Source organism: Pseudogracilibacillus sp. SO10305, from assembly GCF_037072005.1.
In the GTDB taxonomy this organism is placed as follows: Bacteria; Bacillota; Bacilli; order Bacillales; family Amphibacillaceae; genus Pseudogracilibacillus; species Pseudogracilibacillus intestinigallinarum.
Map to the genome: position 1 here is coordinate 1 of NZ_JAXHDE010000025.1, position 15,004 is coordinate 15,004.

Genomic DNA, 15,004 nt, shown 5'->3' on the forward strand with positions numbered 1-15,004 from the left:
ATTATGCAATTAAATATACCTACATTAACATTGAACGATGGTTTAACGATACCATCAATTGGTCTTGGAACATTTCTTTTAAAAGGAGAAGAAGGTGTCAAGAGTATCCATAACGCTATAGATTGTGGATATAGGTTACTTGATTCAGCGTATAACTATGAAAATGAAGGTACTTTAGGTGAAGCAATTAAGAATAGTAATATTTCAAGGGATCAATTGAGAGTAACTTCTAAATTACCAGGAAGGTACCATGAATACAACTTAGCTCTGGAAACTATTCATGAATCATTGTATAGATCAGGGCTAGATTACTTTGACTTATATTTAATACATTGGCCAAATCCAATTACAAACAAGTATATGGACGCATGGCATGCTTTAATTGATGCGAAGGAAGAAGGTTTGATTCGGTCCATAGGAGTGTGTAACTTTCTTCCAGAGCATATTGAAAGACTATATGAAGAAACTGGAGTATATCCATCATTAAATCAAATTGAATTACATCCGTATTATAATCAAGAAAAGTTAAGAGCATGGAATACTGAACATGGAATTATAACGCAGTCTTGGAGTCCACTTGGTAGGCTGAACGGTTCAATGGAAGAAAAAGTTGTAAAAGAATTAGCGCGAAAATATGACAAAAATGAAGCGCAAATTATCCTTCGTTGGCATTTTCAGTTAGGATGTGTAACTATTCCAAAATCATCTAATAAATTAAGACAAGTAGAAAATGTTAATATATTTGATTTTAAATTAACAAATGAAGAAATGGATAAAATATCGCTTTTAAGTCGTGTAACTGGAAGAAATAAAAATCAAGATCCAGCACATTATGAGGAATTTTAATATATATATATAGGAGGAATAATGTGAAAATAACTGATGTAAAAGTATACGTCTTAAAAAATAAATTAGAAAGGCCTTTTGCAGCATCACAAGGATGGATTAAACAGCGTTCCGCAACAATTGTTGAAGTCACTACAGATGAAGGAGTTACTGGTTGGGGAGAAGCTTTATGTCAAGGGTTTCAGCATCCAGAAATTTCAGCTGCAACTATTGTGTATGCATTGAAAGATTTAATTGTCGGTGAGAATCCAATGGAAACAGAATTTTTATGGCATAAAATGTATACATATACACGTGATTATGGGAGAAAAGGTGCAATCATTGGTGCGATTAGTGCTATTGATATTGCGTTATGGGATATTAAAGGAAAGGTATTTAATCAACCCGTTCATTGTTTGTTAGGGGGTGCATTTCGAGATAAGGTTGAAGCTTATGCTACTGGCTTTTTTCGTATCGAGGGGAAGGGAGAGGCTAGTAGACTTAAGGAAGAAGCCTTGTCACACTTGGAAAATGGTTTTAGATTAATGAAAGTAAAATTAGGATTTGGTGTACAAGATGATGTCGAGGTTATGGAGAGTATTTTTGATACCGTAGGTCACGAAGCTGAAATTATGATAGATGTGAATCATGCATATGGAGTAGCAGATGTTGTTAGGCTTGGAAAGCAGTTAGAGCATCATCCGATAAGATGGCTGGAAGAACCGGTTATTCCAGAGGACTTCGACGGTTATAGAGAAGTGAGGAATAAACTAAGCATCCCAATTGCAGGTGGCGAAAATGAATATACTGGTTATGGTTTTAAAAATTTATGCGAAAAGAATGCTGTAGATATTGCCCAACCAGATATTTGTATTTCCGGAGGTTTCACATCGGGACAACATATTAATAGTTTAGCAATGTTTTATGGAATAGAAGTGAATCCACATGTTTGGGGAACTGCAGTAGGGCAATATGCATCAATGCACTACATTGCATCTATACCAATATCAAACTATTCCCTATTTGCAACAGAACCAATTTTTGAATATGATACTTCTACACATCCTTTTAGAACAACTTTGGTGCATAACCCAATAATACATGATGAGGGATGGATTGATGTTCCGCATACAGCTGGAATAGGTGTAGATATTAATAGAGAATATTTAAATGAGTATGCAATTTTATATGGTGAATAAAAATATTTTAATATAACTTAATAATTAAAATCAAGTGAACAGTAGTTAACATAAAGCTGATGATTGTTCTGAGAAAACAATTCATCGGCTTTTTGATTGTTTAATTAACTCTGTGTTTTATGGGTTCAGAAAATATTAGTAATGGAATGATTGTTGTCCATTATATAAAGTAAATAAAAGAAAAGTTAGGTAAACTGAATTCTGAATATTGTGTAAATTGAACAAAAATAACTATTTAAATTTATGGAAAACTATATAATTTCACAATTGAATAACAAACTAATATTGCATATACTTTAGTTCAAACATCTTTTAAGATAAAAAAACTTGAAAGGGGTTATTGAATCTAACATAAAATTGCAAGCGATTACATTGAGTGTGAATTAAAATTATTATTTGGCTTTGTATCGTTTTTTGAGAAAATATACCGAATTATTAAATTAATTAGGAGGTAATTTTAATATGGAAAACAAAGTTCGATTACCTAGTAAGCTAGAGGTTATTATTTTATTAGCTTTGTTTTTATTAATTATGGCGTCTTCAGCCCTGTGGATGGATATACCGTTTCAGTTATCGTTATTTATCGTGTGGTTTCTATTTATAATAGGAGGACTTTATTTAGGTCACACGTATAATGATTTACAAGGAGCTATTGCATCGGGCATTTATAAAGGCATGGAGGCAACTTTGATTGTTGTTGCTGTAGGTGCATTAATTGGTACGTGGATTTCAGGTGGTATTGTTCCAACATTAATTTATTATGGTCTTGCAATTATTCATCCAACTGTATTTTTAACCGCTGCAGTTATTCTATGTTCTTTAACGTCGTTATTTACAGGTACATCTTATGGAACAGTAGGTACAACAGGAGTAGCAATGTTAGCAGTAGGAGCGAGTTTTGGAATTCCATTACCGTTAGTTGCTGGAGCAGTGCTTTCCGGTGCGTATTTTGGAGATAAGATTTCCCCATTATCAGATACGACTATTTTAGCAGCATCACTGTCAAAAGTTGAATTAATGGATCATGTTAAGTCGATGTTGTATGTAAGTTTACCAAGTTTAGTTATTTCATGTACTTTGTTTTTTATAACAGGTATATTTTATGTTGATAATACTGTAGATTTATCCGTAGTTGAGGCAAATATGGCATCTTTACAACAATATTTTAATATTGGATGGTATATGCTTATTCCGATATTTTTTACCTTGGCATTATTAGCTTTAAGAAAACCAGCACTTCCAACAATTGTCTTTGGAGCATTTTTAGGGGCGATTTGGACATGGTTATTCCAGGGTAATAATTTTTTATCATCATTAAAGATTGCTTATAGTGGTCCCGGGATGGAGTCTGGAGATGAATTTATTGATTTACTTCTTAACAGAGGTGGTATAGTTTCAATGTTAGAGGTTGTTCTCTTTTGTATACTAGCTTTGGGATTTGGCGGATTAATGGATAAAATGGGTATTATAACAGTGATTTCTGAAATGTTTTCACAGTGGGTTAGGAACAGTACAGGAAATCTAACAGTGTCAACTATTGTAACAGCATTTTTTGGTAACTTATTTGGTAGTGCAGGGTATGTGTCAATTATTACAGGTTCTAAAATGACTGAGAAAAATTATGATAGATTACATGTTGATCGTAGAGTGCTTTCTAGAAATACTGAGGCCGGAGGAACATTAACAGCTGCGATGGTGCCGTGGAATGACAACGCAATTTATATGGCAGGTGTTCTTGGACTTTCTACAATGGCTTACTTACCGTTCATGTGGTATGCATTTATAAGTATAGGGATAAGTATTTTGTATGGTTATACTGGAAAATTCATTTGGCGTACAAAAGAATATAGAGAAATTAATATAATAGAAGATATTGAAGAAGCGAAATAACAAGTACAATCGAAATAAGAGCCATGACAGTCATAGTAAGTAGTTCAGTTTTGGAGTACAAAATGACAAAATGTACTTCAAAATGGACTACTTTTTTCATTTTAACTTACATACCAAATTACATACAAAATGATTTATAAAATGCAATTGAAAATGATAATTGAATGAAAATTTGTGATTTTGTGGTATTATGATAATATAACTTATAGAAAAAATTGCTTATTCAACTAACGGGCAGGATAATGAGAAAAGGTTTTTTGATAGAAATAAGAAATTAGATGGTAAATTAGTTAAAAAGGCTGTGTTATAAATGAAAGTTTCTTTGATTGCTGCGATGGATAAGAATAGAGTGATTGGCAAAGAGAATGACATTCCTTGGAGGATTCCCAAGGACTGGGAATATGTTAAAAATACTACAAAGGGACATCCGATAATATTAGGTAGGAAGAACCTTGAATCAATCGGAAGAGCCTTACCTGACAGAAGAAATATTATTCTGACGAGAGATAAGGGGTTTACCTTTAATGGTTGTGAAATTGTTCATTCAATAGAAGATGTTTTTGAGTTATGTAAAAACGAAGAAGAAATTTTTATTTTCGGAGGAGAACAGATTTATAATTTGTTTTTCCCTTATGTTGAGAAAATGTACATCACAAAAATACATCATGAATTCGAAGGAGATACTTTTTTTCCAGAAGTGAATTATGAGGAATGGAATGAGGTATTTGCCCAAAAAGGGATAAAGAATGATAAAAATCCGTATAACTACTATTTTCATGTATATGAAAGAAAAAACTTATTGAGTTAACGGGTGCGTTAATTGAAGAAGAACAGTAAAGATAAAGCACAAGAGCTTGGGATTACTCCAAGCTCTTTTTGTCATTTGAAATAAATTATATCTTTCCAATCAAATTGTTTATCTGTAATCCCTAATCTTTGAGCAGGTGTCAAAACCTTTTTATCCGCTGATTTAAAAGGGCGACAAAAGTTGTAGTAAGTTCTTAGAATTGTAATCGCAAATTGAGCATACTTCGGATTGAAGTTAGCGTAAATATAGCTCTTCTTATCACCACGAGCTGTTGTTAATGGTCTTTCAAGAGATGATATATAACGTCTTATCTGTTGAATAAAGCTATTGGTCGAATGGTCATTAACATTTAATAGCATCTTTGCGATTTCGTTTGGTTCCAGAGCAGATAAATCCGTTCTACAATCAACTGAATAAAATCCTTTATCCTTAGTGGCTAATGGATGTTTGATAGGGTTATCGGCATATTTGCGATATCTTTCTCCATCTTTACTAATAGCCTCTTCGTGGAATTGATGACTTGTTAGTAATTCAGTTAGATAATGAGATGCCAAAGTCCGTAGAAACTTTGTTTTGAATCCTCTGATATCTCCCCAATCGAGCAGTTCTGCTTTTGCTTGTCCGAATTCTTTTAAGCATTGTTTTCTGCTTTTCGTCTTGTTAACTTGGCAAATAAAATGATGTGCATCGCTCAACCTTAATTCTTTCGTGAATACTCTATAAAAGGCGTTTCTAATAGAGAAGTCATCATCACTAATCATTCGCCATTCGTCGGCATTAACCATTTGTTTAATTAACCAATAGTGAGCAGTTGTAGTATAAGGAGCATCAACATTTAAACCATCGACAAATCTACTCCTATTAGTAATTTTCCCTAATTCGTGAAGATAAGCATTCCTATTTTCGCTATCGTTAGCGGATGGTTCTTGTGGATAATAAGACCAATCTAACCTATCATTTTTACGACTAAAAGTATTGAGATGGTCTTCTTTGAATTTTCTTGTATCTTCATTTAATTCATCCATTGAAATATTCCAATCATAGGCAACATCAGAACGGAACACATATCTTGATAAGACCTCAGCAGATACAACTATATACGTTTGCATATTAAGGTCTTCAAACCCCGTATATTTCTTTGAACCTTGTCCTTTCTTACGGACGTTATTTAGGTAGTAGTGCATCTTGTCCGTATTAAGCCACATCTCGTTAAATTTCTTTGTTTGAAGGGGTTGTGTCTCATATCGTTCTAAAAACTCCAAACAACGCCTATACAGCCACTCCAGCTTATGATAGTAGGTTCCAACTCCAATTCCTAAAATATCACAAGTACGACTGACTGAAACCCTTCCAACAACCATCTTAGCGAACATTGGAAGAATGGTGTTCTTTTGTTGGTGATAAGTAGTGGTTTCTTCTCTTTTTGGTAGAACATTAGTGAACTTCTTACACGCCTTACATTGATAGCGTTGAGATTTGCCCCTACTTTTCCCCCTTTTGTAAAATTGCTTCGGCTCATTGAATGGGGTTGATTCTTCTTCCGAGCAGCCTTCTTTATGAAATTGATAATCTGGCTCAACATCTTGGATGCTATTGATTTCTATAAGGCGTTTAATTTCTTCAACAACAGACCAATTAGATAAAGGGGTTACTGTACAGTTTTGCGATACACCTCTGCCAATAGGATTGTCATTGCAGTACATACCTTTATGACCTTTATCTTTGGAACTACCAGTCATTTTATATCGACTTGGTTTCCCTTTTACATCTTTGAATTTGTGCTGTTCTTTCCCAAAATTACAACAAAACGGATTGATGCAGTAATTATATTGAATGGGATATTCAGAACCGTTCCATTTAAAAGACGTTGGCAAGAACAACATTTTGTTATACCTTGTTGCAAATCGTTTTGGAGTTAATAAATCATATTGTTTAGCCCTATCTTTTAATTCTTCGTTTGAAATCGGAATTTTAACATCTACAATTTCATCTTCCTTCGTGGCTAATCTTTTAAGCTTGGTCATTGTCTATCAACCCACTCTATCTTTGATACCCATTTTTTCAACAATCCGCTTATTACTTCGCTTGTTGGCAATCCATTCAATAAACTTCTTATCGTCTAAAATGTTCAATAAGAATTCATCCACTGCTTCGCTTTCAGTACGCTCTGCATATTCAGCGTATTGCTTAACTATCACCCTTACTTGCTCTGATATTTCCCAATCCACAGACTTAGCGTTCTTATTTTTTGGCTCAAGAAATTGCATAGGAAAATGCACCCCTTTTTGCTTAGTAAATTGTAACCATTTTAACACACCAATTTGCATTCCTACAATAATTATTTCACGTTCGCATTTTTATATACATTTTAACTTACATTTTGTGGTGTAAATTAACAACAAACGTTGATTTAACAATAAAAAACGAGTATCAAATTCAGTTGCAATTTGATACTCATTTAGGTTTACATTTTCACTTTTTGTACTCCAAAACTGAACTACTTACAGTCATAGAAGTGACTTTATTGGTTCTTTTTCTATTCTACTAAAGTTATTCAATTGTTTATTATACACTATATAATGAATTGATTTATGAGATTTTTCGTATGTTTTGTCTATAGAGATGTACAATGTTTTTAGACTATACTTTAATGAATAAACGTAAATATTTTACAAATAAAAAGAAAGCGTTAACATGTAAGTTTTAATAAAATTCGTTATACCATTTAAGGTTTATATTAAAGAACTTAATAATTCCAACATAATAAAATAATAAGTAATGAAAAAAGTTATATATTTATAAACAATTAGAAAAATATTAAATGAAAAGTGGTGGAAAAATGGTTAATAAAGAAAATACTGACATATTCAAATTGATGGAAACAATACTTTCAGAGGAGCAAATTTTAATCGATATAGCCGATCGTTTTTCGTATAGTTTTGATGCTTCATTTGGCGAATATTTGCCAGATATTGTAGTACAACCAAAAAATAAAGATGAAGTTAGTGCTATTATTAAACTGGCTAACGATTATTTAATACCAGTATATCCACGTGGTACTGCAACGTCTTTAAGTGGTGGTTCATTAGCTGTTGAGGGTGGAATTATGTTGGATATGTCACAATTTAATCATAAATTAATTATCGACCAAGATAATTTGTTGGCTATTGTATCACCTAGTGTTATTACAAGCGAAATTCATAAAAGGGCAGAAAGTGTCGGATTATTTTATCCACCTGATCCAAGTAGTTCTCACGTATCAACTATTGGTGGCAATATTATGGAAAATTCAAGTGGTCCAAAAGGTTTGAAATATGGGACAACAAAAGAATATGTTATTGGATTAGAAATCGTTACCCCAACAGGAGAAATTATGAAAACTGGAGGAAAGACGGTGAAAAATGTAACGGGTTATGACCTTACTAGATTAATTGTAGGATCTGAGGGGACATTAGGCATTGTAACAGAGGCAACAATTCGATTAATCCCAAAACCGCAGGACAAAAAAACATTGATTGCATCTTTTGATCACATGATTGATTCTGGTAAAGCAATTACAAGTATTTTATCAAATGGGATCTTACCAAGTGCAATGGAATTAATGGATAATGCTTGTATTGAAGCAGTGGAAAATTATTCTCCAAGTGAATTACCTGTTGAAGCAGATGCGATTATTATCATTGAACTAGATGGTCATACAGATGCTGTACAAGAGGAGATTTTAAAATGTGAAGCCATATGTTATGAACACAGTGCATTAAATGTGCGCGTAGCAACTGATGAAGTAGAAAGAGAAAAAATTTGGAGAGGACGACGAATGGTCTCGCCAGCAATTACACAAATGGGGCCTACTAAAATTTCAGAAGATGCAACAGTTCCACGTAGTAAGATACCTGATATGATGAAGTGTTTGGAGGAAATTAAACAAAAATATAATTTGAATTTAGTCGTTTTTGGTCATGCGGGTGATGGAAATCTTCACCCAAACATTATTACAGATAAACGAAATCAGGAAGAAATGGGACGAGTGGAGGATGCAGTCGGTGAAATATTTGAGTCTGCCGTTAACTTAGGGGGGACGCTATCTGGCGAACATGGAATTGGAATATTAAAGTCTCCATACATGGAACTTGAATTGGGGGAGATTGGAATCCTAATGATGAAAAAAATTAAGGAAGCATGGGATCCAAATAATATTTTAAATCCTGGGAAAATATTTCCAAAGGAAGGACAATCTAAGGTGGTGCTCAGATAAAATGGGAAAATATCAAACAAAAGAGGCAGATGACTATATATCTTTATTACATGATCTAACGTTTGAATCTGCGAATAAATGTATTCAATGTGGTTATTGTTTACCAGTCTGTCCTACATATAAAACGATGGGAAATGAAGCACAGTCTCCGCGTGGAAGAATAAATCTAGTGAAATTAGCAGCAGAAGGTAAAATAAATATCCAAAAAGATCTAGCTGAGTCTATCGATTTATGTTTAGGTTGTAGGGCTTGTGAAGTTGCTTGTCCAGTAAATGTACCATATGGAGAAATATATGAGGGTGCGTTGGAAGTTATTAATAAAGAGAAGCAAGTTATTAATAACCAAAAAGATGAAAAAAAAGATAAATTATTAAATGCAACCTTAACTAAGTTGTTTCCCTATAAAAAAAGACTTCGTACCATAGGGAATTTTACTTGGTTTTATCAGAACTCAGGGTTAGGTAAAGTAGTAAGAAAAACAAAGATAATTAATCGTATTTCTAAACCACTAGGCCAGTTTGAGAAGGTACTTCCAACGATTGAAAAGCCAAGAACAAGATATAAGTTTGGTAAACTGTTTAAAGCCACGGGTGAAAAAAAATTAACAGTGGCATTTTTTCCTGGATGTATTATGGATGCAGTGATGTCAAAAATAAATCGACTCACAATCGAATTATTACAAAAATGTGGTTGTGATGTGTTTATTCCAGATACAGCGACTTGTTGTGGAGCATTACATGCGCACCAAGGTAAAGTTGAAGAGGCGAGAGAGTTGGCAAAACAAAATATACAGGCGTTTGAAGAATTAAATGTTCTATATGTAATTAATAATGCGGGTGGTTGTGGAGCCATGCTTTATGAGTATGATAAATTACTTTCGGGTGAAAAAGAGTGGTATGAAAAAGCTAAATCTTTTGTCAAGAAATCTAAAGATGTTCATGAAGTATTAAATCAAATTGGTCCATTGCCTTATACTAAATCATGGAAAGGTTTAATTACCTATCAAGATTCTTGCCATCTAAGAAATGTGCAAGGAGTAATTGAAGAACCAAGGGCATTATTAAATTCAATTCCAGGTGCGACATTTATTGAAATGAATAACAGTGATCTTTGTTGTGCATCTGGTGGAATTTATAATTTAATGCATTTTAATGAATCTATGGATATATTAGATGAAAAAATGGTTGATGTTATAAATACAAAGGCAAAGACACTTGTCACGACAAATCCAGGATGTTTGCTCCAAATGAAATTAGGTGTTGATCGAAATGAACATGCAGGAGATATAGAAGTATTACATTTAATTGAAGTACTTGCTATGACTTGTGGTATAGAATAAATTTTTTAATTATATTGAGGTGATTATAATGGATAAGCAAAAATATGGAAAGTATCCTCATTATTTTCCTATGGGAGATCAAGCAATTGTGGCGCAATTTGAAAAAATCATTTCAATAGAAGTGAGTAGAAAAATCCAATCATTTTCCGAAGTCATAAAACGAGAGGAAATTGAAGGTATTACTGATTTATTGTTAGCTTATAACAATTTAACAGTTTGTTATAATCCAATGGTGATAAATTATAGTGAATTATTAAATATACTTATAAAATTGGCTGAAAATATTACTGAAGAATCTATCGTAGAAAATAAAACTATTCATATTCCCGTGTCATTTAGTGAGAAACATGGAAAAGACTTGTCGAAAATTTCTGAAGTGTCTGGATTAACAATTGATGAAACAATAAATACTCTTCATAAGAAAGAGTATTTTGTTTATATGATTGGTTTTATTGCTGGATATCCTTATTGTGGGAATATTGATGAAAAATTAAGATTAAATAGGCGTGCGAACCCACGCCAAAATGTGAAAAAGGGAACAATTCAAATTGCTGATAAACAAATTGGTATTATGACTATGGATGCTCCATCTGGTTGGCATCATGTTGGATGGACACCGATGGAAATATTCAATCCATACCTTGTTCCGCCGGGGCTATTGAGTCCAGGAAATCGAGTGAAATTTATACCAGTTGATGAGAACGAGACAGAAAAATGGTGTTCGGAGCGACAGAAGGAGTGGGACATGGAATGGAATTTGTAAGAATAAAGAAACCTGGTTTATTAACAACCGTACAAGATTTAGGGAGGCCAAACTATAGGAAATATGGTGTGTCTGTTTCAGGAGTAATGGATCAATATTCTTTTCGAATTGCTAATCTCCTCGTCGGTAATAAAGAAAATGAAGCTGGATTAGAAGTAACGTTGATTGGACCGACATTAGAATTTACAGAGGATGTTTTTTTTACAATTACAGGTGCAAACTTAACGCCTAGTTTAAACAATGTTGAAATCCCGATGTGGTCTGTCGTACGAGCCAAAGAAGGTGATATTCTACGATTCGGTCAATGTGTTTATGGATGTAGAGCATATATTGCATTTTCAGGTGGAATTGATGTTCCAGAAGTAATGGATAGTAAATCGACCTTTCTAAGAGGAAACTACGGTGGTTTTAAAGGAAGAGCATTAGCCAAAGATGATGTGTTAACGTTGAAGGATCCGGTATATAATATTCCATACAGAAGATTACGGTCAATAGATATACCAGATTTTGCAGTAAAACGGAAAGTGCGTTTTATTGGAGGTCCACATGAAAATGAATTTGAATCCCACTCTGTGGATACCTTTTTAACTACCGCTTACACGTTGTCGAATTCTTCTGACAGAATGGGTTATCGACTAGAGGGTGAAGTGTTACAGCATAAAAGACAGGCAGATATCTTTTCAGATTTCATTGCAGTGGGTACGATTCAAGTTCCAGGTAGTGGATTACCCATAATACATATGGCAGATTGTGGTACATCTGGTGGTTATACGAAAATGGGAGTAGTTATTAGTTGTGATATCCCGTATGTTGCTCAGTTAAAGCCAGGAGATCAAATAAACTTTGAAAAAGTATCCGTAGAAAAAGCACTTGATGAAATGTATAAAATGGAGGAATTTATTAAACAAATTAAATTGAATAATCGTCTATTTATTAATTGAGGCTATTTTATTATTTAACTTAGAAGAAAACAACAAACTTTATTAATAGGTAAATAGAGTAAAGAAGTATTAATAAAAAGAAAGAGGGAGGTAAAACATGGGTAATGGTATCATTTTAATGGGTATGGTAACATATTTTTTAATTATTCTTGGTATGGGGTTATATTTTAGTCGTGTGGAGATGAATAGGGAAAAATATATGTTGGGTGAAAGAAAGATTCCAGGATGGGTTTTAGCTTTTTCGGAAAGAGCAACAGGATCCTCTGCATGGCTATTATTAGGGTTTACAGGATTTACGTTTGCAACAGGATTATCAGCTATTTGGATGGCTGTAGGGTCCGCGCTAGGCGCGATAATAGCTTGGGTTTGGCTTGCAAAAAAGTTTATGATTAAAACAAAGGAGAATAATGCATTAACACTCCCGGCATTTATAGCCGATATGTTTGATCATAATAGAAAAATGATATTATTGACTTCGACAATTGTTATTGTATTATTTTTTATATTTTATTTAGGTGCACAAATTGCTGGTGCAGGAAAAACGTTACATGAAACTTTTGGATGGAATCCTATTCTGACAATGTTTATTTGTACACTTGTTATGATTATATTAACATTTTGGGGTGGATTCACTTCCGTAGTTTGGACAGATATGGTACAAGGCATTTTAATGCTTCTAACACTTACCATTATACCTATAATTGCACTTTATCAAGTCTATTCTCAAGATTTATCTATAGTGGATACCTTAGCTGAAACAGGTCAAGGAATGAATTCGTGGACTGGTGGATTAACTGGAATAGCACTTGGAGTTTTATTTTTTAATAATTTTTCTTACTTTTTTGGCTATTTTGGAGGCCAGCCTCAATTGAGTACACGATTTATGGCTTTAAAAAATGATCGTGAACGAAAAGTAGGAACACTTACAGTTGTATTTTGGTCAACAATTTCTTTTACTGGGGCGTTCTTAATAGGGCTGACTGGGTTAACTTTATATGGATCTAATGGAGTTGACGATGTGGAAATGATACTTCCACATATGGTATTAGACTTGACTCCTGCATGGTTAGCTGGAATTTTATTATCAGGGATTATAGCAGCAATAATAACTACGGGAGATTCTCAGTTGATGGTGGTTGTAAGCTCTATTAATGAGGACCTTATTCGCGGGACATTTGGTATAAAATTAAGTGATCAAACTTTACTTAGATATTCTAAAATTACAGTTGTAGTAGCTTCGTTATTAGGCTTTGTAATGGCTCTTGCAACTGAATCATTGGTACTATTGATAGTAAGTTGGGCATGGGGGGGAGTAGGAAATACATTTTCTGTAGTAATACTATTAGCTTTCTTTTGGAAAAAATATTCAAGTATCGGGGTGTTGGCAACTATTATATCCGGATTAGTAAGCACAATTATATGGATTAGTACTCCACTTGATGCGCTGATTACCTCAAGATTTTCTACTTTTGTAATAGCTTTAATTTTTGGAGTTATATTTAGTTTTATATTTCCTGATAAAAAACCTACACTTAATGCTAGTTTAAAATGAAATATACTTTTTATAGATAATATACGACATTGTTATAATGTATAATATCACCTCATTCGTGGCTGAATTTTCAAACTGTTTAAAATGTACAATTATTAACCTAAAAATAGCAAGTTATTTGTAAGTATTGCCTATAGTTTTTAAGAAATATTAATCTTATACTAATAAATAAGTTATAGGATTATACAAAGAAAAAGTGTAAGCGTTTTCAAAATCGTTATTGTAGTATCTAAAAATTAAAGATGGGGGTAGATTTAGTGAGAAAAGGGCTGTTTTTTATGATTTCTGTCGTTGTAGTGTTTGTATTAGCAGCATGTGGAGGAGCAAATGATACCAATAAGACTACTGTAAACCAAGGAGCAAATAATACAGCAGATGCATCGGGTGAAGATGGTGAAAGTTATGTTTTAAAATTAGTTCATTCACACCCACAGGCTTCTATGCATCATCAATATGTTGAGTGGTTTGATGAAGAAATTCAGAAACGTAGTAATGGAAGGTTAAAAATAGAGGCCTACTCAGACGGTCAACTTATGCCAAGTGACCAAGAAATTCCAGCTATGCTTCAGGGGCAAGTTGATATGGTTCATTCAAGTTCAGCTATTGCTGGAAGTTTTGATCCAATTTGGTATTTTTTTGATTTACCGTTCTTGTTTAATTATGATCCTAATGATAATGATGTATATATGGATAATAAAAAGGCATTTATGGACAGCGAAGACGGTGGCCAAAAAGTTGCTAAGATGATGGAAGACAAAGGAATTAAAGTATTATCTATGAGTTCAACTGATATGTATGGTACGGTTTGGACCGGAAAAGAAGGGGATCTAATAACAGATCCGAAAAGTGCAAAAGGTTTAAAAATTCGTGTTCCGGGTGGGCCAGTTGCATCTGAAATGTTAAAAACCGTTGGTGCAAACGGAACATCTATTCCTGGACCAGAATTACCAACGGCTTTACAACAAGGGGTAGTTGATGGAATGATTATTGTCCCTCTATATGTATACGATAATAAGTTACCTATTGAAACACAGTCATTGTATCCGTTGATTAGTTATGTAATGCCATTTATGATTTCTATGGATACATTTGAATCATTGCCAGAAGATCTTCAGCAAATTTTAGTTGAGACAGGTAAGGATCTTGAGGTCCATGCAGATGCATTAGTTCGTGAAAAGGGTGCAGATGTGTTTGAAAAATTAGAAAGTGAACAAGATGTTGAGACATACTATCCTACTCAAGAGGAAATTAATGAATGGATGAAAGCAACAGAAGTAATGTATGAAAAGTACGCTGAAGAAGAACCCAGAGCAACTGAGTTGATTGAAGAAGCAAATAGAATTAAGGAAGAATTTAAAGATTAAAATAGTACATGTGAAATCGGCTAATTATAATTAGAATAATTGGCCGATTATACACTTTTATATGAAAC

12 protein-coding genes are annotated in these 15,004 nt (G+C 33.4%); 10 read left to right on the top strand and 2 right to left on the bottom strand.

Annotation, left to right across the window (positions count from 1 at the left end; all coding sequences use genetic code 11):
- Window positions 1-3 precede the first annotated feature (3 nt).
- From SPD45_RS13955 to dfrG, 4 genes are all read left to right on the top strand, one after another.
- Window positions 4-846 (top strand): aldo/keto reductase, encoded by an 843-nt coding sequence (locus SPD45_RS13955; protein ID WP_336268397.1) that lies wholly within the window; start codon window positions 4-6, stop codon window positions 844-846.
- Between the two features lie 23 nt (window positions 847-869).
- Complete coding sequence (locus tag SPD45_RS13960) at window positions 870-2,024, top strand: mandelate racemase/muconate lactonizing enzyme family protein (RefSeq protein WP_336268389.1); 1,155 nt, start codon at window positions 870-872, stop codon at window positions 2,022-2,024.
- A gap of 462 nt (window positions 2,025-2,486) precedes the next feature.
- Window positions 2,487-3,914: a Na+/H+ antiporter NhaC gene (gene nhaC, locus SPD45_RS13965; protein WP_336268390.1), complete on the top strand. Its 1,428-nt coding sequence runs from the start codon at window positions 2,487-2,489 to the stop codon at window positions 3,912-3,914.
- Window positions 3,915-4,224: 310 nt separating this feature from the next.
- Window positions 4,225-4,722 carry a trimethoprim-resistant dihydrofolate reductase DfrG gene (gene dfrG, locus SPD45_RS13970; RefSeq protein ID WP_000868795.1) on the top strand — a complete coding sequence of 166 codons (498 nt, stop codon included), beginning with the start codon at window positions 4,225-4,227 and terminating at the stop codon, window positions 4,720-4,722.
- 71 nt (window positions 4,723-4,793) lie between these two features.
- Here the strand turns inward: dfrG and SPD45_RS13975 are convergent, their stop codons facing one another.
- On the bottom strand, window positions 4,794-6,746 hold the full coding sequence (locus tag SPD45_RS13975; RefSeq protein WP_000163792.1) for a hypothetical protein: 1,953 nt from the start codon (window positions 6,744-6,746) through the stop codon (window positions 4,794-4,796).
- Window positions 6,747-6,752: 6 nt separating this feature from the next.
- On the bottom strand, window positions 6,753-7,049 hold the full coding sequence (locus SPD45_RS13980) for a hypothetical protein (RefSeq protein WP_002311824.1): 297 nt from the start codon (window positions 7,047-7,049) through the stop codon (window positions 6,753-6,755).
- A gap of 512 nt (window positions 7,050-7,561) precedes the next feature.
- On the opposite strand from SPD45_RS13980, the gene SPD45_RS13985 reads away from it, so the two are divergent.
- The 6 genes from SPD45_RS13985 (at window position 7,562) to SPD45_RS14010 (ending at window position 14,936) form a co-directional block, all read left to right on the top strand.
- Window positions 7,562-8,977 carry an FAD-binding oxidoreductase gene (locus SPD45_RS13985; RefSeq protein WP_336268391.1) on the top strand — a complete coding sequence of 472 codons (1,416 nt, stop codon included), beginning with the start codon at window positions 7,562-7,564 and terminating at the stop codon, window positions 8,975-8,977.
- A gap of 1 nt (window position 8,978) precedes the next feature.
- Window positions 8,979-10,316, top strand: coding sequence for a (Fe-S)-binding protein (locus SPD45_RS13990; RefSeq protein WP_336268392.1), 1,338 nt, complete (start codon window positions 8,979-8,981; stop codon window positions 10,314-10,316).
- A 28-nt stretch (window positions 10,317-10,344) separates the two neighbouring features.
- Window positions 10,345-11,079 (top strand): 5-oxoprolinase subunit PxpB, encoded by a 735-nt coding sequence (gene pxpB / locus SPD45_RS13995; protein ID WP_336268393.1) that lies wholly within the window; start codon window positions 10,345-10,347, stop codon window positions 11,077-11,079.
- Window positions 11,067-12,020: a biotin-dependent carboxyltransferase family protein gene (locus tag SPD45_RS14000; protein WP_336268394.1), complete on the top strand. Its 954-nt coding sequence runs from the start codon at window positions 11,067-11,069 to the stop codon at window positions 12,018-12,020. Before pxpB ends, SPD45_RS14000 begins: the two co-directional genes overlap by 13 nt.
- Before the next feature lie 97 nt (window positions 12,021-12,117).
- Entirely contained in the window at window positions 12,118-13,572 is a 1,455-nt protein-coding gene (locus SPD45_RS14005) for a sodium/proline symporter (RefSeq protein ID WP_336268395.1), read from the top strand.
- A gap of 257 nt (window positions 13,573-13,829) precedes the next feature.
- On the top strand, window positions 13,830-14,936 hold the full coding sequence (locus SPD45_RS14010) for a TRAP transporter substrate-binding protein (protein WP_336268396.1): 1,107 nt from the start codon (window positions 13,830-13,832) through the stop codon (window positions 14,934-14,936).
- Window positions 14,937-15,004: the final 68 nt, after the last annotated feature.

What these genes read in the sequence shown, in the direction of transcription:
- SPD45_RS13955 (WP_336268397.1), top strand. Translation starts at nt 4, where the DNA reads ATGCAATTAAATATACCTACATTAACATTGAACGATGGTTTAACGATA.
- nhaC (WP_336268390.1), top strand. Translation starts at nt 2,487, where the DNA reads ATGGAAAACAAAGTTCGATTACCTAGTAAGCTAGAGGTTATTATTTTA.
- dfrG (WP_000868795.1), top strand. Translation starts at nt 4,225, where the DNA reads ATGAAAGTTTCTTTGATTGCTGCGATGGATAAGAATAGAGTGATTGGC.
- SPD45_RS13975 (WP_000163792.1), bottom strand. Translation starts at nt 6,746, where the DNA reads ATGACCAAGCTTAAAAGATTAGCCACGAAGGAAGATGAAATTGTAGAT.
- SPD45_RS13980 (WP_002311824.1), bottom strand. Translation starts at nt 7,049, where the DNA reads ATGCAAATTGGTGTGTTAAAATGGTTACAATTTACTAAGCAAAAAGGG.
- SPD45_RS13985 (WP_336268391.1), top strand. Translation starts at nt 7,562, where the DNA reads ATGGTTAATAAAGAAAATACTGACATATTCAAATTGATGGAAACAATA.
- SPD45_RS13990 (WP_336268392.1), top strand. Translation starts at nt 8,979, where the DNA reads ATGGGAAAATATCAAACAAAAGAGGCAGATGACTATATATCTTTATTA.
- pxpB (WP_336268393.1), top strand. Translation starts at nt 10,345, where the DNA reads ATGGATAAGCAAAAATATGGAAAGTATCCTCATTATTTTCCTATGGGA.
- SPD45_RS14000 (WP_336268394.1), top strand. Translation starts at nt 11,067, where the DNA reads ATGGAATTTGTAAGAATAAAGAAACCTGGTTTATTAACAACCGTACAA.
- SPD45_RS14005 (WP_336268395.1), top strand. Translation starts at nt 12,118, where the DNA reads ATGGGTAATGGTATCATTTTAATGGGTATGGTAACATATTTTTTAATT.